This window comes from Lichenibacterium dinghuense (genome assembly GCF_021730615.1).
In the GTDB taxonomy this organism is placed as follows: domain Bacteria; phylum Pseudomonadota; class Alphaproteobacteria; order Rhizobiales; family Beijerinckiaceae; genus Lichenihabitans; species Lichenihabitans dinghuensis.
Genome location: NZ_JAJLMN010000001.1, coordinates 5,673,545 through 5,697,365 on the forward strand (window position 1 = coordinate 5,673,545; position 23,821 = coordinate 5,697,365).

Consider the following 23,821-nt stretch of genomic DNA (forward strand, 5'->3'; position numbering starts at 1 on the left):
GCCCCGACCATCGCGGCCCGACGTGGCGGAACTGAGATCGATGGCGCCGGGCGCCGATCTCACCTAGACGGTGAGCCGCGGGCGGACCGGCGGACGGCCGCCGGGGAGACACATCATGGCGACCATCGAAGCGCGGCTGAGCGAACTCGGCATCACCCTGCCCCCCGCCGCGGCGCCGGTGGCCAACTACGTGGCCTTCGTGCTCGGCCGCGACACGCTGGTGATCTCGGGCCAGCTCGCGCTCGGCCCCGACGGCAAGCTCGACGCAGCCCACAAGGGCAAGCTCGGCGCCGACGTGCCGGGCGAGGCCGGCCGCGCCGCCGCGCGCAACTGCGCGATCAACCTGCTCGCCCAGGCCAAGGCGGCGCTGGGCGACCTCGAGCGGATCGAGCGCTGCGTGCGGCTCGGCGGCTTCATCAACGCCGCCCCCGACTTCACCGACCTCGCGCTCATCATGAACGGCGCCTCCGACCTCATGGTCGAGGTGCTCGGCGACCGCGGCCGTCACGCGCGCTCGACGGTCGGCGTGGCGTCGCTGCCGCTCGGCTGCGCCGTCGAGGTCGAAGCGCTGTTCAGCATCCGCGCGTGATCGGCGCCCCGAACGCGCCGGACTGGCTGGTCCGGCGCCCCATCGCGCACCGCGGCCTGCACGACCGGACGGCCGGTCTCATCGAGAACTCGCTCGCGGCCGCGCGGGCCGCGGCCGCGCGAGGCTTCGCGATCGAGTGCGACGTCCAGCTCACGGCGGACGGCGAGGCCGTCGTGTTCCACGACTTCGACCTCGGCCGCCTGACGGGCGCCTCCGGGCCCGTCGCCGGGCGGCGCGCGGCGGAGCTCGCCGAGATCCCGCTGTCGGGCGCGGCCGGCGACCGCATCCCGACGCTCGGCGAATTGCTGGCGCTCATCGGCGGGCGCGTGCCGCTGGTCTGCGAGGTGAAGAGCCGCTTCTCGGGCGACATGCGGCTGGCCGAGCGCGTGGCCGAGATCGCGGCCGGCTATGCCGGGCCGCTCGCGGTCAAGAGCTTCGACCCCGCGGTGGTGGCGCACCTGCGCGCGGGCGGCCTGCCGAACCCGCTCGGCATCGTGGCCGAGGGCTCCTACGACGACCCCGAATGGGCAGACCTGTCGCCCGACCTGCGCGCCGGGCTCGCGGCGCTGTTGCACGTCGGCGACACGCGGCCGGACTTCCTGTCCTGGCGCGTGCACGACCTGCCCCACGCCGCGCCGCAGTTGTTCCGCGCCGCGCTGGGGCGGCCGGTGATGAGCTGGACCGTGCGGACGCCCGATCAGCGGCAACGTGCCGCGAGATGGGCGGATCAGATGGTGTTCGAGGGGTTCGCGCCTTGACGCCCGGCGGGCGAGGAAGACCTTAAGGGAGAGGCCGCCTTCGCGGATGCGAGAGGCGGCGCCCGCCACGCCCCGCCGCGCCACGGCCGCGACGGCGGGCAGGATCGAAGGCTTTCATGACCTCACCGATCACCGTCCAGGTCGCGACATCCATCGCCGCCATCCCCGCCGCCGACTGGGACCGCTGCGCCAACCCGCCCGCGCCGGACGGGGCCGAGGCCGACCGCGCGGGCGAACGCCACAACCCGTTCCTCAGCCACGCCTTCCTGAGAGCGCTGGAGACGTCGGGCTGCGTCGGCGGCCGCAGCGGCTGGGCGCCTGCCCACGTCGCCGTGGAGGAGAACGGCCGCCTCGTCGCCGCGGCGCCCACCTACGTCAAGACCAACAGCCAGGGCGAATACGTCTTCGACCATTCCTGGGCGGACGCCTACGCGCGGGCCGGCGGGCGCTACTATCCCAAGATCCAGGTGGCGGTGCCCTTCACGCCGGCGACCGGGCGCCGCTTCCTGGTCTCGCCGGGGCAGGACGTCGAGGCCGCGCACGGCTACCTCGCGGCGGGGCTGCGCGCGCTGCGCAAGGAGGTGAAGGCTTCCTCCACGCACGCGACCTTCGTCACGAAAACCGAGTGGGACAGCCTCGGCGCCCAGGGCTGGCTGCAGCGCACCGACCAGCAGTTCCACTTCGTCAACGACGGCTACGCGGGTTTCGACGACTTCCTCGCCGCGCTGGCCTCCCGCAAGCGCAAGAACATCCGCAAGGAGCGCGAGGGCGCGCTCGCCGACGGTATCACGATCGAGCACCTCACCGGCCCCGACATCCGCGAGGAGCACTGGGACGCGTTCTTCGCCTTCTACATGGACACCGGCTCGCGCAAGTGGGGCCGGCCCTACCTCAACCGGCGCTTCTTCTCCGAGATCGGCGCCGCCATGGCGGACCGAATCCTCCTGGTCATGGCCAAGCGCGCCGGCCGCTACGTGGCGGGCGCCATCAACTTCATCGGCGACGACGCCCTCTACGGCCGCAACTGGGGCTGCATCGAGGAGCACCCGTTCCTCCATTTCGAGGTCTGCTACTACCAGGCCATCGACTTCGCGCTGTCGCGCGGCCTCGCCCGCGTCGAGGCCGGCGCGCAGGGGGAGCACAAGCTCGCCCGCGGCTACCGGCCGACCACCACCTATTCGGTTCACGACATCGCCGACCCGCGGCTCGCCGCCGCCATCGCCGACTACCTCGACCACGAGCGCGGCTATGTCGAGAGCGCCGTGGAGCAGCTCGGCGAGCACCTGCCGTTCCGGCACGAGGACTGAGCCCGGAGATCGTTAAAACTTTAGTGACCCCGACTCGCCACGCTGTCGCCACGACATCGCCAACGCATCGGGACCCGACCCTCCATGGCCTCCAAGGCTCACAGCCTGCGCGCGCTCGCCGCCATCGCCCTCCTGATCCCCTTCGCCGCCCCGCCGGCCCGCGCGGCCGAGAACTACGTGATCCCATCGAGCGACGGCTACGGCATCGGAGAATGCATGCATGCGGGCATGGACTGCGGCCGCGTCGTCGCCGACAGCTGGTGCGAATCGCACGGCCACGCCCACGTGCTGGCCTACGGCACCGTCGAGGACGTGACGGGCGCCATCCAGGCGAGCAACAAGTCCGAGGCGCTGCACGGCAACCCCGGCGACATCGTCATCCGCTGCGGCGATTGACGGGCGCGGGTCAGCCCTTGAAGGAATCGCCGCAGCGCGGCGGCTCGCCCGCCGCGCCCCAGGGCATGATCGGCACGGCGGAGGTCGAGTTCTTCGGCGAGCCGTCGATGAGCTTGTCCGAATAGACCATGTAGACGAGCGTGTTGCGCTTCGCGTCGCAGCCGCGCACGATCTGCATGTGCTTGAACACGAAGGAGCGGCGTTCCGAGAACATCACGTCGCCCTGCCCGAGCTTGTCCTTGATCCTGATCGGGCCGACCTGCCGGCAGGCCAGCGACACGTCGGACACCTCCTCGGCGACGCCGAGCGCGCCCGCGACGCCGCCCTTCTCCGGCACCGTGTAGAAGCAGGCCACGCCGTCGACCGACGGGTCGTCGACCGCGTAGGTGGCGAGCTTGTCGTTCGGCGTCAGCGCACGCCACTTCGTCGACTCCTTGAAGATCAGGTCGGGGCCGTCGGCCGCGACGGCGGGCGCGCAGAGCAGCGCCAGGGCGGCCGAGGCCAGGATTGTTTGAGCGCGCATGACGGGATCCGTGGGCTGCGCGGCACGGGCCGCGCCGAAACGCCGAGGTTAACGGAGCTCCTTGTTTCGGCCAAGAAACTCGGCATGCTTTGCGCCATGACCCGCCCCGGACCGCGAAGGCTCCCCGCTTCGGCCCTCGCCCTCGCAGCCGCGCTCTCCCTCCTCCCTCGCGCCGCGACCGCGCAGGCGGTCGACTGCTCGGCCCTGCGCGCCGCGATCGACGCCGCGGGGGCGCCCGCCGATCCCGCGGAGGCCGACGCGGCCATGCGGCGGCAGCGCGACGAGATCCTGCGCGCGCGCGACGACGCGAACCGCACCGGCTGCGGCGACGGGTTCTTCGACGATCCCGACTCGGCGCCCTGCCGCGCGCTCGCGCGCCGGATCGGACTGCTGCAGGTCGGGCTGCAGCGCATGCAGGACCGAGCCGCCGCTCGGGACGACGGAGGCGCCGACGACGACCGGCGCCGCGACCTGCAGGCGCGGTTCGACGCGCAATGCACGGCCGACCCTGCCCCCGCGGGCGACGGGCCCGTCGAGGCGGTGCCGGTAGACCCCGACGCGCCGGCCGGGCCGGCCGCCAAGCCCCGCGCGAGCCGGGTGCTCTGCGTGCGCCATTGCGACGGCGCCTTCTATCCCCTGGCCGTCGACGTTGCGTCGGACCGGATGGCCGACATGGACCGGATCTGCCAGGCGCAGTGCCCGGCCGCCGAGGCCTCGGCCTATGCGGGCGGGGACGGAGACGTGGCGGGCGCCACCGCCACCGACGGCTCCCCCTATTCGGCGCTCCCGGCCGCCTTCGGCTACCTCAAGGGTCCGGCCAAGAGCTGCGCCTGCCGGGCTCCGCACCAGAGCTGGGCGGAGGCGCTGGCCGGCGCCGAGGCGCTGTTGCAGCCGCACAAGGGCGACGTCACCGTCACGGCGGAGCTGGCCGCCGCCATGGCGCGACCGACCGCGACGGTTCCGAAACCGGTGCCGAGCGCCGCCAAGCCGTCGACCCCCGCCCCGCCTCCGTCGAAGCGGGCCAAGGCCAAGCCGGTGCCGCTGCCGGCCGCGCCGGCGCCGCCGGCTGCCCTCGACCTCACGCGGGAGTTCCGCGGATCCGATCCGACGCTCTAGCCCGTCCGATCAGCGGCAGCAGCCCCTTGAGGTCCGGCCCGGCGTCGCGGGCCGTGAGCGCCAGGCGCAGCGGATGGAACAGGGCGCGACCCTTGCGGCCCGTCTCGGCCTTCAGCGCCGCCGTCCAGGCCCCCCAGGTGTCGGCACCCCAGGGCTCGGGCGGCAGGAGCGCCGCGGCGCGGTCGAGAAAGGCCTCGTCCTCGACCGCCGGCTCGACCACGTCCTCGACGACGCTCCACCATTCGGCGACCTCGGCGAAGCGGGACAGGTTTCCACGGACCGCCGCCCAGAACGGCTCGGCCTTGGCGCCGACGATGCCGAACAACGCCAACCGGGACGCGACGGCATCGAAAGGCAGTCCGTGCAGGACCTTGGCCGACAGGGCGCGCAACTCCGCCTCGTCGAACCGCGCCGGCGCGCGCGACAGGTGCCTGAGGTCGAAGCCTTCCGCCAACGCGTCGAGCGAGGCGACGGGCCGCACCGCCGCGGAGGAGCCGGTCAGCACCGCCATGGCGGCGACGGCCAGCGCCTCGACGCCCTCGTCGCGCAGCGCGCCGATCGCCAGCGCCCCGGAGCGCTTCGACAGGCCCTCGCCCGCGGCCGTGGTGAGGAGGTTGTGGTGAGCGAAGGCGGGCACGGCCGCGCCGAGCGCCTCGAAGATCTGGATCTGCACGGCCGCGTTGGTGACGTGGTCCTCGCCGCGGATGACGTGGGTGATGCCGAGGTCGGCGTCGTCGACCACCGAGGGCAGCGTGTAGAGGTAGCTTCCGTCGGCGCGCACCAGCACGGGGTCGCTCAGCGACGCGCAGTCCACCGTGCAGGGCCCCCGCACGAGGTCGTCCCAGGCGACCGTGCGGTGATCGAGCCTGAAGCGCCAATGCCGCCGGCGGCCTTCCGCCTCGAAGGCGGCGACCTGCTCGGGCGTCAGCTTCAGCGCCGCGCGGTCGTAGACCGGGGGCAGCCCGCGCGCCTGCAGGCGCTTGCGGCGCCGGTCGAGTTCGTCGGCGGTCTCGTAGGCGGGATAGAGCCGGCCCTGCCCGCGCAGGCGGTCCGCCGCGGCGGCGTAGAGCGCGAACCGGTCCGACTGGCGGACGACGAGGTCCGGCCGGACGCCCAACCAGTGCAGGTCGGCCTCGATCGATTCGGCATATTCGGCGCGCGACCGCTCGACGTCCGTGTCGTCGAAGCGCAGCACGAAGCGCCCTCCGGCCGCCCGGGCGAAGAGCGCGTTCAGCAGCGCGGGCCGGGCGTTGCCGATGTGGATGCGGCCCGTGGGCGACGGGGCGAAGCGGACGACGGGGGAAGCCATGCCGCACCTATGGCGGAGCGGTCCCCCCAGCGCAACGCGCTGCGGCCTGCGCGTCCGGGCGGGTGAGGCCCTCAGCTCGTCTCGCGGGCCATGACGGCGAAGGGGGTGCGCACGGTCTCGGGCGGCAGGACGGCGTTGTCGCGCCCGGACGCGACGGCCCGGAGCAGGAGCCGGCCCACCGCCTCGCCGATCCCTTCGGCGTCGACCGAGACCGTGGTGAGGCGCGGATGGCAGGAGCGCGACAGCTCGAAGTCGCCGAAGCCGGCGACCGCGAGGCGGCCCGGCACCGCCCAGCCCCGGCGCTGGCACTCGGCCAACGCCCCGAAGGCCGAAAGGTCGGACACGCACAGCACCGCGTCGACCTCCGGATGCCGCTCCATCAGGTCGACCACGGCCTCGCTGCCCTGCTGCATGGCGATCGGGGGAGCGCCGCAGGCGATCGTCAGGCCCGGCGGGAGCTTGAGGTCGCGCACCGCCCTCTCATAGCCCCGGCGGCGGTCCAGGCCGCGCGTGTCGCGGTCGGTCGATCCGCCGATGTAGGCGATGCATCGGTAGCCCCGCCCGTGGAGGTGCTCCACGATCGCGCCGGCCGCGGCGGCGTTGGAGAAGCCGACGACGTGCTCGATCGGCGCGTCAGGGAGGTCCCACATCTCGACCACCGGGATGCCCGCCGCCGCCAGGTGGCGGCGCGCCCGCCCGGTGTGGCGCCCGCCCGTCACCACGATGGCCTCGGGGCGGCGGCGCAGCATCGCCTCGATGAGCTGCTCCTCCTTGCGGACGTCGTAGTCCGTCGCGCCGAGCAGCATCTGCAGCCCGCTGCCTTCGAGGCGACGCTCGATGCCGCGGGCCGTGTCGGAGAAGTTGGAGTTGTTGAGCGAGGGGATCAGAACCGCGACGAAGCCGGTGCGCTTGGACGACAGGGTGCCGGCCGTGAGATCCAGCACGTAACCCAGCTCCTCCACGGCCTGCATGATGCGCGCGCGTGTCGCCGCCGACACGGTGCTGCCGCTCTTGAGCGCGCGCGACACCGTCATGGCCGACACCCCGGCCCGCGCCGCGACGTCGGCCATGGTGGGGGCCGGCCGGGCCGCGGCGGCCGGCTCGTCACCACCCGGCGGGGTGTTGATCGGCGTAGAGGGCATGGCGCGAGGTCTGGGCCGTGAGGTAGAGGCGGTCGCGCTTGCGGCCGCCGAAGGCGAGGCCGTTCGGCTGGCGGAGGTCGGCGACCGCGATCCCCGGGGTCCCGTCGGGATCGAGCCGATGCGCGTCGCTCGGCCGATCTCGACGGGCGCGGCGGGACTACTGGCCGGTCCAGATCTTCTTGTAGGCGTCGCGGTAGCCGTTGTCGGGGTCGAAGACGTTCCGCGGGCCGCCGTCGTAGGCGATGTTCTCGGCCGTCACGAGGTGGACCGGCGACACGTAGCCCGACCAGGGCTGGCCCGCGAAGGCGCGGTTGAGCTCGTCGACGAGCTGCCAGCCCTGCTCGGTCAGCGGCTCCGCCACGGTGGCGATCTGGTACTCCTTGGCGCGGATGCGCTGGAAGGCGGATTCGGAGCCGTCGCCGGCCGAGATGTTGTGCGGGGCCCCCGTGCCGTCCACGCCGGCGGCGGCGAGCGAGGCCGCCATGAAGTCGTAGTAGAGGTCGTTCACCGCGAGCGAGTAGGTCCACTTGGCGCCGAAGCGCTGCAGCAGCGAGGTGGTGAGCTGCGGCATGCGGGTCGAGGCCTCGGTCATGGGCGAATCCTCGAGGCTCAGCACGGTGCAGCCGGGGCACTTCTTGATGTCGGCCTCCATCATGCGCGCCTTGCCGATGGCCATCTCGTAGTTGGAGTCGCCGAAGATCACGACGCCCGCCTTGCCGTTCGAATCCACGATGGCGAGGTCGGACGCCGTCTGGGCGACGTCGGAGATGCGGGTGTTGACGTTGGCGAACATGCCGGTCGCAGGGTCCGGCCCCGGCGCCACGGTGGCGTGCCAGCCCACGTAGGGGATGCCGGCGGCCTTCAGGGTCGCCAGCGCGGCGTTCTGCTCGACGGCGTCGAATCCGCCGAGCACGATGCCGTCGGGCTTGAGCGCGATGGCCTGGTTCACCGCGGCCGTGCGGGCCGAGATGTCGCCGCGCCCGTCGAGGATGCGCAGCGTCCAGCCGATCGCCTTCGCGGCCTCGCCGACGCCGCGCGACACGCCCTCGGTGCCGCCGTTCCGGAGGTCGCCCGCGATGTAGATGATCGTCTTGCCCGGCGCGGCCTTGGGTCCGGTGGTGGGTCCGTCCCACTTGGTCACGCGCGCCGTGGCGGCCGCGACCCTCGCCTTGGCGTCGGCGAGCTCGTCGGCGCGCGCTCCCCCGGCGGCGAGGAGGGCCAGCGCGGCCGCGGCGCCCAGAAGCATCGATCTCATCGCGTTTCCTCCGTGGTGATCGGGGCCGTTGGGGCCCTCGATATGTCGAGCAGCGCGGCGCGGCCCATGGAGGCGCGGCGGCGCTGGGCATAGCCCGCGATGCCGATGGCGACGAGCAGCGTGGTGCCGTTGAAGAGGGGCTCCACCCAGAAGGAGCCGCCGATCTGCTGGATGCCGGAGATGCCGACCGCCAGGATGACGACGCCCACGACCGTGCCCCACACGTTGACGCGGCCCGGCTTGATGGTGGTCGATCCCAGGAAGGCGCCGACGAGCGCGGGCAGCAGGAACTCCAGCCCGACGCTGGCCTGCCCGATCCTGAGCTTGGCGGCGAGCAGCACGCCGGCGACGCCGGTGAGCGTGCCCGAGGCCACGAAGGCCAGCACCGTGAAGCGCGCGACCGGGATGCCGTTCAGCGCCGCGGCCTTGGGGTTCGCGCCGATGGCGTAGAGGTAGCGGCCGAGCGGCACGTGTTCGAGCACGAACCACATGGCCAGAGCCAGCCCGAGCACGTAGAAGCCCGTGATCGGCAGGCCGAACACGAAGGTGGAGTTCAGCGCCAGGAAGTCGCGCGGCAGAACGCCGATCACCTGCCGGCCGCCCGTGTGCCAGAGCGCCAGGGCGTAGAGCACCGTGCCGGTGCCGAGCGTCGCGATGAAGGCGTCGATGCGCGCCACCTCGACCAGGAGGCCGTTCAGCAGCCCCGTCGCGGCCGACAGGGCCACGACGATCAGCACCGCGGCCGGCCAGGGCAGGCCCGAGACGGTCTGCAGGCTGATGGCGAGCACGTGCCAGAGCACGATGCCGTAGCCCACCGTGAGGTCGATCTTGCCCGTCACCATCGGGATCATGGCGCCGAGCGACAGCAGCGCGATGATGGCCTTGTCGGACACGATCGACCGCAGGTTCAGCATCGTCGGGAAGGTGTCGGGCAGGGCCAGCGAGAAGCCCAGGATGAGCAGGAGGGTCAGGATCGGCAGGCCGTAGACCGGGAGCAGGCGCATGGCCCGCTCGCGCGGGCGCGCGGCCCTGAGTTCGGGACGCGTGGGCTCCAGGGCGTCGGAGCGGATGGAGTTGGTGGCCATGGGCTGTCCTCGCTCGAAGGCTCAGGCGGCGGGCAGGACGGACGAGTGGAGGCCCGCCTCCGACGCCGAGGCGGCCGTGATGACGCCCCCCGTCGTCAGCGCGTCGCCGACGAGCTCCGCGACGATGCGGCCGCGGTTGAAGACGAGGGCGCGGTGGCAGATGTGGGCCACCTCCTCGAAATCCGTCGAGACCACGACGACGGCGAGCCCACCTCCGAGCGCGCGGCCGATCAGGCGGTAGATGTCGGCCTTGGCGCCGATGTCGACGCCGGCCGTCGGGTCCTCGGCGACCAGCAGCCGGCGCCCCGTCGCCAGCCATCGGGCCACCACGACCTTCTGCTGGTTGCCGCCGGACAGGCCCTCGATGGCCAGGCCGGGGTCGTTGGGCCGGAGGCCGACGCGCGCGCCGAGATCGGCCGCCCGCGCCGCCTCGCGGGCCGGCGCCATCGGGGCGAACAGGCCCCGCCCCGCCGCCCCGGGGTTGATGAAGCAGTTCTCCCGGACCGACAGCGACGGGCAGAGTGACTCCTCCATCCGGTCCCGCGCCATCAGCCCAAGGCCCGACCGCATGGCCGCGATGGGCGAGGACAGGTCCGGCTCCGCCCCGTCGAGCAGCACGCGGCCGCTGTGCGGGACCGCGCCGAACAGCGCGCGCCCGACCTCCTCCTGCCCGGCGCCGCGCAGCCCCACGAGGCCGAGCAGCTCGCCCTGCCTGACCTCGAACGAGACCGGGCCGGCCGAGGGCGTCCGCAGGTCCGTGACCGAGGCCCGCACGGGGCCGGGCGCGAGATCGGCCTTGCGGAACAGCTCGAGGTCGGAGCGGCCCACGATGAGGCTGACGAGTTCGGCGGGAGTCGTGTCGGCGACCGGCTTCTCGCCGACCTTGAGCCCGTCCCGCATCACGGCGACGCGGTCGGCGATGCGGAACACCTCGTCGAGCCGGTGCGACACGTAGATCATGCCGACGCCGCGCGCTTTCAGCCGGCGCACGGCCGCGAACAGCCGCTCCACCTCGTCGGCCGGCAGGCTCGCCGTGGGCTCGTCGAGCACGAGGTAGTCGCAGTCCACCATCAGGGCCCGGGCGATGGCGACGAGCGACTTCTCGGTCCGGCTGAGGCTCGCGACGCGGCTCTCGGGATCGAAGGTGCAGCCCACGAGGGCGAGCGCGTCGCGGGCCCGCTCGGCCGCGCCGCGCCAGTCGATCCCGAGGCGGCGCCGGCCGCCCTGTGCGAAGCCCCCCGCGAGGCCGATGTTCTCGGCCACCGTCATCCATTCGACGAGGCCGAGGTCCTGGTGGATGAAGGCCACGGGCGAGCGGCCCCCCCCGCGCACCTGATGGCGATAGGGCGCGCCGTCGATCAGCACCTGCCCGCGGTCGGGCCGGAACAGGCCGCCCAGCACCTTGATGAGGGTCGACTTGCCGGCCCCGTTCTCGCCGAGCAGGGCCACAACCTCGCCCCGCCGGATGTCGAGCGAGACGCCCTTCAGGGCGCGCGTGGCGCCAAACGTCTTGACGACGTCGTCGAACCTGAGAACGCCTTCCGGCATCCCGTCCCTCCCCGCGGGCGGCGGGCTGGCGCCGCCGTCCGGCGAAGTTAGCGATAACAGGCCGGCCCGCGTCAAGGGCCCGGTCGGGCTTCGCCGTCAGGCTTCCGCGCCCGGAGCGCAGGCCCGGGGCTGCCTCCGCGCCGATGCGGTCGCGACAGGCGCGCTTCGGGGCCGAGCGGGCCACCGGGTCCAGGCAAAGCTACCAGTCCGCGCCGTCGAGGGGGCACGCCGGAGCGCATCCCGGCGAGGTTGGCAGATGGGTGGGAATCGCCCCCGTCGGCGAGGCGGAGGGGTGCGGACGCGCTACAGGCAGGAGGTGATGCCGCCATCGACGTAGAGCATGTGGCCGTTGACGAAGCTCGACGCGTCGGACGCCAGGAACACGGCCGCGCCGGCGAGTTCCCCCACGTCGCCCCAGCGCCCCATCGGCGTGCGGCCGGCGAGCCAGGCCGAGAAAGCGGGATCGTCGACCAGCGCCTGGTTCAGCTCGGTCTTGAAGTAGCCCGGTCCGATGCCGTTGCAGTTGAGGCCGTGGCGGCCCCAGTCGGTCGCCATGCCCTTGGTGAGCATCTTCACGGCTCCCTTGGTGGCCGTGTAGGGCGCGATGTTGGTGCGCGCGAGTTCGCTCTGCACCGAGCCGATGTTGATGATCTTGCCCGCCCCGCGCGGGATCATGCGCTTCGCGACCGCCTGCCCGACCAGGAACACGCTGCGCAGGTTCGTGGCGACCAGCCGGTCCCAGGCGTCGTGCGGGAAGTCCTCCAGCGGCGTGCGGTGCTGCATGCCGGCGTTGTTGACCAGGATGGCGACGGGGCCGATCTCGCGCTCGATCCGGTCGACGCCCGCCTCGACCGCCGCGGGGTCGGTGACGTCGAACGCCACGGCGTGGACGCGGTGCCCCTCCGCCGCGAGGGCGGCGCGGCTGTCGTCCAGCCGGGCCGCGTCGCGCGCGTTCAGCACGATCTCGGCGCCGGCTTCGGCCAGCGCCCGGGCGAGGGCGAGCCCGATCCCCTTGCTGGAGCCGGTGACGAGCGCGCGGCGCCCGCTCAGGTCGAAAAGCTTCAAGGCGTCCTCCGCTTCATGGCTGCGCTCCCGGTCGGATCAGAAGGCCAACTGGACCTTCATGGCGCGGCGCCGGTCCGAGGCGTGCTCGAAGGCCGCCACGGCGTCGGCGATGTCGTAGCGCCCGGTGAGCATGGGGGCGAGGTCGACCCTCTGGCGATCAATCAGCGCCACGGCCTGCGCGAACTCGTCGTGGAACCGGAACGAGCCGACCAGCGCCAGCTCCTTGGCCACGAGCACGTTCTGCGGCAGGGCGACGTCGCCGCCGAGCCCGAGCTGCACCACCGTGCCGCGGGGCTCCACGACGTCGAGACCGGAGCGCAGCGCCCGCTCGTTGCCCGAGCACTCGAACATGACGCCGAAGCGGCCCTTCTCGGCCGCCTCGGGTGCGAGGGTCGCCGGCTCGGCCGCGACGTTCACGGCCCGGTCGGCCCCGAGGCGGCGCACGATCTCCAGCGGCTCGTCGACGACGTCGGTCGCCACCACCTCGGCGGCGCCCGCGAGGCGCGCCGCCGCCACCACCAGCGCGCCGATCGGGCCGCAGCCCGTCACGAGCACGCGGCGGCCCGGCAGCGCCCCGGCGCGCGACACGGCATGGAGCGCCACCGCGAAGGGCTCGGCGAGGGCGAGCTCGTCCGTGCCGGCCCGCGCGGCGGAGACGCACTGGACGGCGTCGCAGACGAGGCGCTCGCGGAAGCCCCCCTGGATGTGGGGCATCGGCATCGCGGAGCCGTAGAAGCGCATGTTGAGGCACTGGTTCGGCAGGCCGCGCAGGCAGAAGCGGCAGTGCCGGCACGGGCGGCTCGGGTTGACGGCGACGCGCATCCCGACGGCGAGGCCCGACACGCCGGGGCCGAGCTCGGCCACCGTTCCGGCGATCTCGTGGCCGAGCACCATGGGCTCGCGCAGGCGCACCGCGCCGAAGCCGCCGTGGTTGTAGTAATGCAGGTCGGATCCGCAGATGCCGCCGCTGCCGATCCTCACCGCGACCTGCCCGGGCCCGACCGGCTCCGCTTCGCGCTCCTCGATCCGGAGGTCCTTGGCGGCGTGGATGACGATGGCACGCATGGATTCTCCCTCAGGTCGCGGGCTTCAGCAGGGGAGCGGCCGGCGAACTGCGCCGCGCGGTTGTCGCGGACCCGCCGGCCCCTGGCGCGGCGCGTCTCGACCGTGCCGCTGCCGTGGCGAGGCTGCATTACCACGTTGTCCGACACCGCGCAGTGAGCATCAGTGCGGGGCCTTCGAGGAAGAGGTCGAGGCCGGCACCGGTGACGCCGCGGCGATCGACCAGGATCTCGACACGGCGATGGTCGATGCCGGGCGGCGTGCCCTCGTCCGAACAGACGACCTCGACGTCGAGATGGGCCGCGCGCTCGACCACGGCGGCGCCGATCTGACCGAAGCCGACGATCTCCAACCTGCGACCCGCGAAACGTCGGACCAGCTCGAAGGACCCGTCCGCAGCGGCGCCACGGGTCAACGCGATGGCCGTGTCGGCCGTGCACGCGACCAGCGCGACCGACTCTGCCGGCCCGATTGGATGTGGATCACCGGGCGAGGCACAAGCTGTGAGCAGGCGTCCCTCAGGCGCGATCCTGCCGCAGCAAACCGACGAGCGGCAGCTCCAGCACCGTCGCACGACCCTGGAAACCATGGCCGGCAGCGGCCACGAGCCGACGGGCGCTCTTCCCGATGCGGCCGGAGCCCGGCCGGGTACGGCGGCACACCCGATCGAACCGAACCACCTTGACGGATGTGATCCCGATTCAGCTCGAAAGGCTGCCCCCCGTCATCGCTCGAGAGGCAGCTTTGCCCTCGCGATGCGGCGATCTGTGGCGACATCGGCGCGAGCCGTTCTGTCCCTGAGATTAGCTGTCGGGGATTTTGACCTTGGGCCCGCGCTCGGCGGCAGCGATGCGTCTGCGGTCGATGCGGCGGACAAGTCAAAGCGAGCGCCCGACGGGACGCGCCTGCTCCGCCCAGCCTGACTACCTCGGATCCGATTGCATCCAATCCACGGCCCAGCAGACCCGACGACGCAGCTTTGACGCTCAGTCGATCCTCGGATCGCAGACCCGTCATACAACTTATGCGTACACCAGGATTTTAAATCCACTATATGTTTAAAATTCTCATTTTTGGCGTATCATCGCCCAGCGGAGGTTGTGCGTCGACCACAAAGAGTGCGTTTTGCCGTGAAGCATCGTCGACGCGCGAGTTCACTGCGAGAAAGCAATGCAAGCGAGACACAACCGCCGGCTCGACCGATGTCAAGGCAGTCGTTCGGTCTCAGCCTCGCGTGAACTGAACCTCTGATCCTGCGATGCCTGAACCAAATTTTCGATCGGTCGGAATCCGTCATGGTCTCGATGACGCATCCGAGATCGGTAGATTGACAGACGTCTTGTCCGGGCCACTCGGCGACGTGGCCATCCGCAATTTTCGGGTCAGGCCGAGACAGGCCCGGTCGATCGAGAGCGTCGAGCGCATCCTTTCGACTGCCGCGAGGATGACGTTTCGCCAGAGAAACTTCGACGGCATCAGCATCGAAAAGGTGGCGAATGAAGCTGGAGTGACACCACAGGCGGCCTATCGATACTTCAAAGATCCCGATGAACTGATCAGAACGAGCCTTCGCTGCTTCGTGATCCGCCAACACGAGCGGGTCGTCATGCTGTTATCCGGTCGCGACATACCGGAGTTGACTGCGCTGGCGAGGGTGGTCGCGGACATCGTGCTGAAAGCCTGCGAAAGTTTCATGGACTTTCCCGACCACGTTCGCGAGAGCATCCTACAGGAGTACCGCCAGGTCGGATACGACGCCTCTGCCAAGATCTCCGGCCTGATCTGCAAGGACGTGGGCGCGTCCGACGTCCGTCGTTCGCTCGACGGCGTGAAGATGTCGCTGGCCTACACGGCGATCACTGCTGTGGCGACGTCGCTCTTTTCGCAGCGGATCCCTCCACTGCGGGAAAGCAAGATCGAGGATATCCTTGCGGCTGTGTTTCTGAGCGTGCTGCAGAGCAGCGGCAGCCCATTCGAGGCGCTTCGTGAGCCGGACTGCGAGTTCGACCAGCGCGGCGCGGATGACGTCCTCTGATCGCGGACGCGTACCGGGACGTCGCCGTCATTCCCGCTGAACGCTCCCTTCGCATCGCCATCCACGGCCTGCGCGGGCGGCTCAGCCGGCGTCCGGCAGGCCGGGGATCGACACGCCGAACGTCTGCAGGATCAGCACGACGTTCAGTGCCACGATGATCGCCGTGCCGGCTACCGCCGCGACGTCGGTCAGGCGCCCATTGGCGAACGGGCCCATGATGTCGCGCCGCCGGGTGAACAGCACCAGCGCGACCATGGGCAGCGGCAGCACGAAGCTCAGCACGACCTGGCTCATCACCAGCGCCTTGGTGGAGTCGATGCCGAGCGCCACGACCACGAAGGCCGGCGCCATCGTCACCATCCGGCGGACCCACACGGGGATCGAGAAGCCGACGAAGCCCTGCATGATCATCTGCCCCGCCATCGTGCCTACCGCCGAGGAGGATAGGCCGGAGGCGAGCAGCGACACGAGGAAGATGCCCGCCGCGGCGGGTCCCAGCAGCGGGGTCAGCGTGTGATAGGCCGAGCCGATCTCGGCGACGTCGTCGTGCCCGAGGTGGAAGGCGGCGGCGGCCATCACCACCATGGCCATGTTGATCAGCCCGGCGACCGTGAGCGCGAGGAGGACCTCGCGGTTCGAATAGCGCAGCAGCAGGGCGCGCTCGCGGTCGTCTCGCGCGGGGGCGCGGTGCTGCGTCAGGCCGGAGTGGAGGTAGAGTGCGTGCGGCATCACGGTGGCGCCGATGATGCCGACCGCGATGGTCAGCGCCTCGGGCGCGGGCAGCCGCGGCACCACGGCGCCGAAGCCCGCCGCGGCCCAGTCGACCGGCGCGATCAGCATCTCGGCGAGGTAGCTCACCCCGATCACGCCGACCAGCACCGCGATGGCGATCTCCAGCGCGCGGTAGCCGCGCCGCTCCAGCATCAGGATGGCGTAGGTGGCGAGCGCCGTGACGACCATGCCGGCGAGGAGCGGGATGTCGAGCAGCAGCGACAGGCCGATGGCGCCGCCGAGGAACTCGGCGAGGTCGGTCGCCATGGCGGCGACCTCGCTGGCGATCCACATCGGCACGGTGACGCGGGCCGGGAGGTGGCGGCGGCACATCTCGGCGAGGTTGGTGCCGGTGACGATGCCGAGCTTGGCCGACAGCGCCTGGAACAGCATGGCGACGAGGTTCGCCATCACCACGACCCAGAGCAGCGCGTAGCCGAACTTGGCGCCCGCCTGGATGTTGGTCGCGAAGTTGCCGGGGTCCATGTAGGCGATCGAGGCGACGATCGCCGGCCCCGCCATCACCAGCGCCGAGCCGAAGCCCCGCCGCCGGCCCGCCAGCACCTCGCGGATCGCCGCATCGGTCCGCCCGCTCATCGCCGCCGCATCCCGCACTGACATCCGATCGCCCCCATGCCGCCGTCGCCTTCCATCCGCTCCAGAGTGTAGCCTCGGCTACATCATCGTCAACCGGCTTCATTGACGCCGGGGGCCGAACCGGACGACACCGGACGCGAAGCGACCAACGCGGGGCGACGACAGATGGACGACGAGGCCCTGCCGGGCGAGGAGGCGAACGCCGCGCAGCGCTTCGGCAAGGCGCGCTCGGCCCGCTCCTCGGCGGTGCTGGAGGACTACACGGAGCTGATCGCCGACCTGCAGGCGGGCACCGGCGAGGCGCGCACCACCGACATCGCGCGCGCCCTCGGCGTGACCCATCCCACCGCCAACAAGGCCATCGCGCGGCTGAAGCGCGAGGGGCTCGCGACCTCGAAGCCCTACCGCGGCATCTTCCTGACCGAGGCCGGCCAGGCCATGGCGGAGCGCTGCCGCGCCCGCCACCGCACGGTGGTGAAGCTGCTGCTGGCCGTCGGCGTCCCGCCCGAGGCGGCGGAGATCGACGCCGAGGGCATCGAACACCACGTGTCCGGCGCCACGCTCGACGCCTTCGAGGCCTTCCTGCGGTCCGGGCGCTGAGGAGCGAATCGCGGTAAGGGTCGCCGTCGTCCCGCAACGGAAAGCCCGCTCGATGCCGCACAGCCTTCGCGCCCTGACGCTCGCCGCCCTGGTTCTCGCGCCCGCCTCGGCCCGCGCCGAGGACGTCAGCGTCATGATCTCGGGCGGCTTCAAATCCACCTATCAGGCGCTGCTGCCCGCTTTCGAGAAGGAGAGCGGCGACCGCGTCACCACCCTGCCCGGCCCGTCCATGGGGACGACGCCGGACGCGATCCCGATGCGCCTCGCCCGGGGCGAGCCCGACGACGTTCTGATCATGGTGGGCTACGCGCTCGACGCCCTGATCAGGGACGGCCGCGCCGTGGCGGGCTCGAAGGTCGACCTCGCCGTCTCGCCCATCGGCATGGCGGTGAAGGCCGGCGCGCCGGTGCCGGACATCTCCACGGTCGACAAGCTGCGCGCGGCGCTGCTCGCGGCCGGGTCGGTCGCCTATTCGGACAGCGCCAGCGGGGTCTACATCCGCGACGAGCTGTTCAAGCGGCTCGGCATCGAGGCCGAGATGAAGAGCAAGGCTCGCATGATCCCGGCCACGCCCGTGGCCGAGATCGTGGCGCGCGGCGAGGCGGAGCTCGGCTTCCAGCAGGTGGCGGAGCTCCTGCCGATCGCCGGCATCACCTTCGCGGGCAAGCTGCCCGAGGCGGTGCAGCAGACGACCGTCTTCTCGGCCGGCATCGCCACCGCGGCGAAACATCCGGACGCCGGCCGCGCGCTCGTCGCCTATATGTCCTCCCCGGCCGCGGCGCCCGTCATGGAGAGGATGGGGCTCGAGCCCGCGAAGCATTGATTCGGGGACAGAATGTCGGCACGGGATGATGGCGCGCTCGCCTCCGGGATCGCGAAGGCGAGGCGGCGGCTCGTGCCGTTCCTCGTGCTCATGTTCACCCTGGCCTACCTCGACCGCACCAACGTGGGGCTCGCCGAGCAGCAGTTCCGCGCCGACACGGGAGTGAGCGAGGGCGCCTTCGCGCTGGGGGCGGGGATCTTCTTCGTCGGCTACGCGGTGCTGGAGGTGCCCTCGAACCTCCTGCTGCGCCGCGTCGGCGCCCGTCGCTGGCTCGCCCGCATCATGGTGAGCTGGGGCGTCGTCGCGGCCGGGGCCTGCCTCGCGCGGGGCGACTGGTCTTTCTGGGCGCAGCGCGTGCTGCTCGGGGTGGCCGAGGCCGGCTTCTTCCCCGGCGTGGTGCTCTACCTCGCCACCTGGTTCCCGCGCGCGGAGCGCGGCCGCGTCATCGGCACCTTCTACTTCGGCCTGCCGCTGGCGCTGGTGCTGGGCAGCCCGGTCGGCGGCGCGCTGCTGGCGCTCGACGGCGCGCTCGGCCTGCACGGCTGGCAGTGGCTGTTCCTCGTCGAGGGCGCGCTGGCCTCGGCCGTCGGGGTCGCGGCGCTGTTCGTGCTCGTCGACCGGCCCGAGGACGCGCCCTGGCTCGGCGCGGACGAGGCGCGCGCCCTGTCCGACGCCGCCGCCTCCGAGGAGAGCGCCAAGGAGCAGGCCGGCGCCGCCTCGCTCGGCCGCGCCTTCACCGACCCGGTGATGCTGCTGCTGATCGCGCTCTACACGCTGATCCAGGTCGGCTCCTACGGCCTCGCCTTCTCGCTGCCGACCACGATCGCGACGCTGCTCGGCGTCAAGGTCGGCCCGCTGGTCGGGCTTGTGTCGGCGGGCCCGTGGGGGGTGGCGCTGCTCGCCATGGCGGTGCTGCCCGACCGCGCGGTGCGGAGCGGGCGCGAGCGGATCACGGTCGCGGCGCTGCTCGCCGCCGCCGCGGCCGGGCTCGCCCTCGCGGCGGCGCTGCCGCCCCTGCCCGCCATCCTGGCCCTCAGCGTTACCGCGGCCGGCATCACCGCGGCGCAGCCGATCGTGTGGACCTTCCCGACGACGCGGCTCGGCGGCGCCGCCGCGGCGGGCGGCATCGCGCTCATCTCCTCGGTGGGCAACCTCGGCGGCTTCGCGGCGCCGAACCTGCGCGTGCTCGCGGAGCGCGCCTTCGGCACGCCGGCCGCCGGCTTCGACGTCCTCGCGGGTGCCGCGGCGCTGGCGGCCGGGATCGTGCTGCTGGTGCCGCGACGGCGGGGCGATGCGCCGGACCGGGTTGCCCGCTGAGGCGCGCCCGGCATAGTGGCTTCGGGTTTGCCGAATCGGCGGCATCCGGTGCGGGTGGGCAGGCATGACGATCGTCGCGATTCGGAGCGGCCGGGCCGCCGCCGGCACCCTGGCCGGGGCGGCGCTGCTGCTGGCGACGGCGCTGCCGGCCGCGGCCTTCTCGGCCCGTTTCTCCTGGCGCGGTATCCCGGCCTGCGGGACGGTGTCGCCCGCCTTCGCGCTGAAGGGCGTGCCGCGCGGGACCGCGTCGCTGAACTTCGCCCTGCGCGACCGCGACGCGCCCGACGCACCGGAGAGCGGCTCGACCGTGCCCTACGCCGGGCGGGGCGCCGTGCCGAAGGGCGCCGTCACCTACACGGGGCCCTGCCCGCCCAAGGGCACGAGCCACCACTACATCTGGACCATCCACGCGATCGACGCGAAGGGCGGCGACCTCGACATGACGGAGGCGGCGGGAAACTACCCGCGGTGACCCGAGGCGCCGGACCCGCCGTCCCGGCGCGGCGGGAGGGGCGATCGGCTCGCCTCACGGCCGAACGGCCCGGCGCCCCCGCGCGAGGTCCCGCAGCAGCAGCCCCACGACTCCGGCTCCGAGCAGCACGTCGACGGCCGACAGCAAGGCGCTCCCCTGCCACAGGCTCGCCGCCGCGAAGCAGGCGAGTGCGACGTTGACGACGAAGACCCGCGCCAGCACCTCGCGCACGGTGAAGCCGCGCGCCAACGCGACCTGGTAGAAGTGGTGGCGGTGGGCCTCCCACACGCGGTCGCCGCGGTTGAGGCGCCAGACCAGCGTGATGCCGCTGTCGGCGATGGAGTAGAGCGGCAGGATCACCGCCGCCGCGAGCCCGCCGCGCGAGGCGAGGTCGAACAGACCGTAGGCGACCAGGAGTCCGATCGCGAGGCTGCCGACGTCGCCGAGGAACAGCCGCGCCACCGGCCGGTTGAACGGCGCGAAGCCGAGCACGGCGCCGAGCAAGGCCAGCATGGCGAGGCCCGCCGGCGCCGACAGCGCCCCGAAGAACCAGAACAGCGACAGCGCGCCCGCCACCGGCACGGTCTCGGCGACCGTGAGCCAGTCCATGCCGTCCATGAAGTTGGTCAGGTTCACGAACCACGCGCCGCCGACGACGAGCAGCAGCCGCTCGACCGCGAGCGGCAGGACCGGCAGCACCCGCGCGCCCTCGGGCAGCGCCGAGACAGCGGTGCCCATGGCGATGAGCTGCAACGCCAGCCGCGGCAGCGGCGGCAGCGGGCGGATGTCGTCGACCGCGCCGACGACGCCCACCAGAACCGCGGCGCCGAGCACGGTCCACAGGCGCCACGCGTCCGCGGCGTCGAGCGCGAAGCCGGATCCCGGCCCGAAGCCCAGCGCGGTCGGCCCCTCGGCGCCGAGCGCGGCGGAGCCGAGCCAGGCCGCCAGCACCACCGTGCCCAGCACCGCGATGCCGCCGCCCTGCGGGGTCGGCGTGACGTGGGCCGAGCGGGCGTTGGGCCGCGCCAGCGCGTAGCGGACCAGCACGGGGCGCAGGAGGCCGATGAGGATCAGGCAGCCGAAGGCCGCCATGGCGAGGAATAGCAGCCCGAAGCCGAACAGCAGCGCCCCGAAGCCGGACAGGACGGGGTTCACGCCGCCGCTCCCGGCGCGGGGGCGAAGCTCAACGGAGCCATGCGAGCGGCAGCTTGTTGCAGTGCATCGATCGACCTTATATCAGCGCGACTTTTCGCCGTGACCCAGAGCCATCCATGCCGGGACAGCTGTCCGCCCACCTTCGACGCCTCGAATCCGAGGCCATCCATATCATGCGCGAGGTCGTGGCCGAATTCCGCAAGCCGGTGATGCTCTACTCCATCGGCAAGGACTCCACCGCCATGCTGCACGTGGCGCAGAAGGCGTTCTTCCCGGCCGTGCCGCCCTTCCCGCTGCTCCACGTCGACACGACCTGGAAGTTCAAGGAGATGATCGCCTTCCGGGACGACGCGGCCAAGCGCGCCGGCATGGAGCTGATCGTCCACACCAACCAGGACGGCCTGCGCCGGGGCATCTCGCCCGTGGCCTCCGGCTCTTCGGTCCACACCCAGGTGATGAAGACCGAAGGGCTGCGGCAGGCACTCGACCACCACGGCTTCGACGCGGCCTTCGGCGGCGCGCGGCGCGACGAGGAGAAGAGCCGCGCCAAGGAGCGCGTCTTCTCGCACCGGTCCGAGGCCCACGCATGGGATCCGCGCAACCAGCGCCCGGAGCTCTGGCACCTCTACAACACGCGCATCCGCCAGGGGGAATCCATGCGCGTCTTCCCCCTGTCGAACTGGACCGAGTTCGACGTGTGGGACTACATCCAGGCCGAGGAGATCCCGGTCGTGCCGCTCTACTTCGCCAAGGAGCGGCCGGTCGTGCACCGCGACGGCGCCCTCATCATGGTGGACGACGAGCGCCTGCCGCTGAAGCCCGGCGAGACGCCCGAGATGCGCCGCGTGCGCTTCCGCACGCTCGGCTGCTATCCGCTGACCGGGGCCGTCGATTCGGACGCGGACACGCTCGACGCGGTGCTGGCCGAGATGCGCGACTCGACCACCTCCGAGCGGCAGGGCCGGCTCATCGATTCGGACGAGGCGGGCTCCATGGAAAAGAAGAAGCGGGAAGGGTATTTCTGATGTCCGGCGACGCGAACCACTTCGCCCTCCCCACCCTGCGCTTCCTCACCTGCGGCTCGGTCGACGACGGCAAGTCGACGCTGATCGGCCGGCTGCTCTACGAGCAGAAGTCGATCTTCGACGACCAGCTCTCGGCCCTTGAGCGCGATTCGAAGAAGCACGGCACCGTCGGCGACGACATCGACTTCGCGCTGCTGGTCGACGGGCTCGAGGCCGAGCGCGAGCAGGGCATCACCATCGACGTCGCCTACCGCTACTTCTCCACGGCGAAGCGCGCCTTCGTGGTGGCGGACACGCCCGGCCACGAGCAGTTCACCCGCAACATGGCGACCGGCGCCTCCAACGCCGACCTCGCCATCCTGCTCGTGGACGCCCGCAAGGGACTGCTGCCGCAGACCCGGCGCCACGCCACCATCGTGTCGATGCTCGGCATCCGCGACGTGGTGCTGGCGGTCAACAAGATCGACCTCGTCGGCCACGATCAGCGCGTCTTCTCGGCGATCGTGAAGGATTTCGAGGCCTTCGCCGACCGTCTGAACTTCCGCTCGGTCACGCCGATCCCCGTGTCGGCCCGCTACGGCGACAACCTGTCCGAGCCGTCCAAGGCGATGCCCTGGTACGCGGGGCCGACGCTGGTCGGCTTCCTGGAAACCGTCGACGTGCGCCACGACCGGGCGGCCCGGCCGTTCCGCCTGCCCGTGCAGTGGGTGAACCGGCCGAACCTCGACTTCCGCGGCTTCGCCGGCACGGTGGCGGGCGGGCGGGTGCGAATCGGCGACGAGATCGCGGTGGCGGGCTCGGGCCGCACCACGCGCGTCGCCCGCGTGCTCGCTTCCGGGCGCGACGTCGAGGAGGCCGAGGCGGGCGACGCGGTCACGCTGACGCTCGCCGACGAGGTCGACATCGCCCGCGGCGACGTGCTGGTCGACCCGAAGAGCCGGCCGCCGGTGGCGGACCAGTTCGCCGCTCACCTGATCTGGATGAGCGACGAGGCGCTGCTGCCCGGCCGCTCCTACATGATGAAGCTCGCGACGCGGCTCGTGCCGGTCACGGTCACGGACCTCAAGCACCGCGTCGACATCAACTCGCTGGAGCACAACGCCGCGAAGACGCTGCGGCTGAACGAGATCGGCTTCTGCAACCTCGCGACCTCGGCGCCGATCGCCTTTGACCCGTATCGCGAGGACCGCGACACCGGCGCCTTCATCCTGATCGACCGCGCCACCAACGCCACCGCGGGCGCCGGCCTGGTCGACTTCCCCCTGCGGCGCGCCACCAACATCCACTACCAGGACCTCGCGGTCACGAAGCAGGCGCGCGCCGCCCTGAAGCATCAGAAGCCCGCCATCCTGTGGTTCACCGGCCTGTCGGGCGCCGGCAAGTCGACGGTCGCCAACGTGGTGGAGACCAAGCTCCACGCGCGGGGCGTCCACACCGTGATGCTCGACGGCGACAACGTCCGCCACGGGCTGAACAAGGACCTCGGCTTCACGGACGCCGACCGGGTCGAGAACATCCGCCGCGTCGGCGAGGTGGCGAAGCTGATGGTGGAAGCCGGCACGGTGGCGCTGTGCTCCTTCATCTCGCCCTTCGCGGCCGAGCGGCGCATGGTGCGCGAGCTGGTCGAGCCCGGCGAGTTCGTCGAGGTCTTCGTCGACGCGCCGATCGAGAGCTGCATCGCGCGCGACCCCAAGGGCCTTTACAAGCGGGCGCTGGCCGGCGAGATCCGCAACTTCACGGGCATCGACCAGCCCTACGAGCGGCCGGAGCACGCCGAGATCGTGCTCGCGGCGGGCGAGGCGACGCCCGACGCGCTGGCCGATCAGGTCATCGCGGCCCTGGAGGAGCGCGGCATCATCCAGCGGTTCTGA

General features: G+C 72.1%; 23 protein-coding genes. 12 read left to right on the top strand and 11 right to left on the bottom strand.

The genetic code is table 11. The features are described from left to right. The first annotated feature begins 115 nt into the window (after positions 1 to 115). From L7N97_RS27280 to L7N97_RS27295, 4 genes are all read left to right on the top strand, one after another. Positions 116 to 589: a RidA family protein gene (locus tag L7N97_RS27280; protein WP_237481717.1), complete on the top strand. Its 474-nt coding sequence runs from the start codon at positions 116 to 118 to the stop codon at positions 587 to 589. Further along, a complete protein-coding gene (locus L7N97_RS27285) occupies positions 586 to 1,347 on the top strand; it encodes a glycerophosphodiester phosphodiesterase family protein (RefSeq protein ID WP_428981036.1) in 762 nt (253 codons plus the stop codon). Before L7N97_RS27280 ends, L7N97_RS27285 begins: the two co-directional genes overlap by 4 nt. Positions 1,348 to 1,463: 116 nt before the next feature. Continuing rightward, positions 1,464 to 2,654: a GNAT family N-acetyltransferase gene (locus L7N97_RS27290; RefSeq protein WP_237481724.1), complete on the top strand. Its 1,191-nt coding sequence runs from the start codon at positions 1,464 to 1,466 to the stop codon at positions 2,652 to 2,654. 84 nt (positions 2,655 to 2,738) lie between these two features. Beyond that, complete coding sequence (locus tag L7N97_RS27295; protein WP_237481726.1) at positions 2,739 to 3,050, top strand: hypothetical protein; 312 nt, start codon at positions 2,739 to 2,741, stop codon at positions 3,048 to 3,050. A 10-nt stretch (positions 3,051 to 3,060) separates the two neighbouring features. Here L7N97_RS27295 and L7N97_RS27300 read toward each other — a convergent pair whose 3' ends face one another. Further along, on the bottom strand, positions 3,061 to 3,573 hold the full coding sequence (locus tag L7N97_RS27300; protein WP_237481728.1) for a CreA family protein: 513 nt from the start codon (positions 3,571 to 3,573) through the stop codon (positions 3,061 to 3,063). Between the two features lie 96 nt (positions 3,574 to 3,669). Here L7N97_RS27300 and L7N97_RS27305 point away from each other — a divergent pair, with 96 nt between their 5' ends. Beyond that, entirely contained in the window at positions 3,670 to 4,689 is a 1,020-nt protein-coding gene (locus L7N97_RS27305; RefSeq protein WP_237481730.1) for a DUF2865 domain-containing protein, read from the top strand. Here the strand turns inward: L7N97_RS27305 and L7N97_RS27310 are convergent. From L7N97_RS27310 to L7N97_RS30640, 8 genes are all read right to left on the bottom strand, one after another. Continuing rightward, positions 4,652 to 5,998 (bottom strand): glutamate--tRNA ligase, encoded by a 1,347-nt coding sequence (locus tag L7N97_RS27310; RefSeq protein WP_237481731.1) that lies wholly within the window; start codon positions 5,996 to 5,998, stop codon positions 4,652 to 4,654. The two genes, L7N97_RS27305 and L7N97_RS27310, sit on opposite strands and share 38 nt — an antisense overlap. A 71-nt stretch (positions 5,999 to 6,069) precedes the next feature. Then, positions 6,070 to 7,068 (bottom strand): LacI family DNA-binding transcriptional regulator, encoded by a 999-nt coding sequence (locus tag L7N97_RS27315; protein WP_237482437.1) that lies wholly within the window; start codon positions 7,066 to 7,068, stop codon positions 6,070 to 6,072. A gap of 229 nt (positions 7,069 to 7,297) precedes the next feature. Beyond that, positions 7,298 to 8,395, bottom strand: a complete 1,098-nt coding sequence (locus L7N97_RS27320; RefSeq protein WP_237481733.1) for an ABC transporter substrate-binding protein — start codon at positions 8,393 to 8,395, stop codon at positions 7,298 to 7,300. Beyond that, a complete protein-coding gene (locus L7N97_RS27325) occupies positions 8,392 to 9,480 on the bottom strand; it encodes an ABC transporter permease (protein WP_237481734.1) in 1,089 nt (362 codons plus the stop codon). Before L7N97_RS27325 ends, L7N97_RS27320 begins: the two co-directional genes overlap by 4 nt. Positions 9,481 to 9,501: 21 nt before the next feature. Continuing rightward, complete coding sequence (locus L7N97_RS27330; RefSeq protein ID WP_237481736.1) at positions 9,502 to 11,028, bottom strand: sugar ABC transporter ATP-binding protein; 1,527 nt, start codon at positions 11,026 to 11,028, stop codon at positions 9,502 to 9,504. A gap of 303 nt (positions 11,029 to 11,331) precedes the next feature. Continuing rightward, positions 11,332 to 12,093 carry an SDR family oxidoreductase gene (locus L7N97_RS27335; RefSeq protein WP_237481738.1) on the bottom strand — a complete coding sequence of 254 codons (762 nt, stop codon included), beginning with the start codon at positions 12,091 to 12,093 and terminating at the stop codon, positions 11,332 to 11,334. A 36-nt stretch (positions 12,094 to 12,129) separates the two neighbouring features. Next, positions 12,130 to 13,158 (bottom strand): L-idonate 5-dehydrogenase, encoded by a 1,029-nt coding sequence (locus L7N97_RS27340; protein ID WP_237481740.1) that lies wholly within the window; start codon positions 13,156 to 13,158, stop codon positions 12,130 to 12,132. Between the two features lie 127 nt (positions 13,159 to 13,285). After that, positions 13,286 to 13,507: a Rossmann-fold NAD(P)-binding domain-containing protein gene (locus L7N97_RS30640; protein WP_428981037.1), complete on the bottom strand. Its 222-nt coding sequence runs from the start codon at positions 13,505 to 13,507 to the stop codon at positions 13,286 to 13,288. 975 nt (positions 13,508 to 14,482) lie between these two features. On the opposite strand from L7N97_RS30640, the gene L7N97_RS27350 reads away from it, so the two are divergent. Next, complete coding sequence (locus L7N97_RS27350; RefSeq protein WP_237481741.1) at positions 14,483 to 15,190, top strand: TetR/AcrR family transcriptional regulator; 708 nt, start codon at positions 14,483 to 14,485, stop codon at positions 15,188 to 15,190. Between the two features lie 81 nt (positions 15,191 to 15,271). Here L7N97_RS27350 and L7N97_RS27355 read toward each other — a convergent pair whose 3' ends face one another. Beyond that, positions 15,272 to 16,558 (bottom strand): Nramp family divalent metal transporter, encoded by a 1,287-nt coding sequence (locus L7N97_RS27355; protein WP_255721771.1) that lies wholly within the window; start codon positions 16,556 to 16,558, stop codon positions 15,272 to 15,274. A 165-nt stretch (positions 16,559 to 16,723) separates the two neighbouring features. On the opposite strand from L7N97_RS27355, the gene mntR reads away from it, so the two are divergent. The 4 genes from mntR (at position 16,724) to L7N97_RS27375 (ending at position 19,770) form a co-directional block, all read left to right on the top strand. Beyond that, the gene (gene mntR, locus L7N97_RS27360; RefSeq protein WP_237481742.1) at positions 16,724 to 17,158 is read left to right on the top strand and encodes a manganese-binding transcriptional regulator MntR; all 435 of its coding nucleotides are present in this window, start codon (positions 16,724 to 16,726) and stop codon (positions 17,156 to 17,158) included. Between the two features lie 52 nt (positions 17,159 to 17,210). Beyond that, complete coding sequence (locus L7N97_RS27365) at positions 17,211 to 17,981, top strand: substrate-binding domain-containing protein (RefSeq protein WP_237481744.1); 771 nt, start codon at positions 17,211 to 17,213, stop codon at positions 17,979 to 17,981. A 12-nt stretch (positions 17,982 to 17,993) separates the two neighbouring features. Next, complete coding sequence (locus L7N97_RS27370) at positions 17,994 to 19,298, top strand: MFS transporter (RefSeq protein ID WP_237481746.1); 1,305 nt, start codon at positions 17,994 to 17,996, stop codon at positions 19,296 to 19,298. A 64-nt stretch (positions 19,299 to 19,362) separates the two neighbouring features. Beyond that, a complete protein-coding gene (locus L7N97_RS27375) occupies positions 19,363 to 19,770 on the top strand; it encodes a hypothetical protein (RefSeq protein ID WP_237481747.1) in 408 nt (135 codons plus the stop codon). 54 nt (positions 19,771 to 19,824) lie between these two features. On the opposite strand, the gene L7N97_RS27380 is transcribed toward L7N97_RS27375, so the two are convergent. Then, positions 19,825 to 20,925, bottom strand: a complete 1,101-nt coding sequence (locus L7N97_RS27380) for an MraY family glycosyltransferase (protein WP_237481749.1) — start codon at positions 20,923 to 20,925, stop codon at positions 19,825 to 19,827. A gap of 116 nt (positions 20,926 to 21,041) precedes the next feature. Here L7N97_RS27380 and cysD point away from each other — a divergent pair, with 116 nt between their 5' ends. Continuing rightward, positions 21,042 to 21,950 (top strand): sulfate adenylyltransferase subunit CysD, encoded by a 909-nt coding sequence (gene cysD, locus L7N97_RS27385; protein ID WP_237481751.1) that lies wholly within the window; start codon positions 21,042 to 21,044, stop codon positions 21,948 to 21,950. Further along, the gene (cysN, locus tag L7N97_RS27390) at positions 21,950 to 23,821 is read left to right on the top strand and encodes a sulfate adenylyltransferase subunit CysN (RefSeq protein WP_237481752.1); all 1,872 of its coding nucleotides are present in this window, start codon (positions 21,950 to 21,952) and stop codon (positions 23,819 to 23,821) included. Before cysD ends, cysN begins: the two co-directional genes overlap by 1 nt.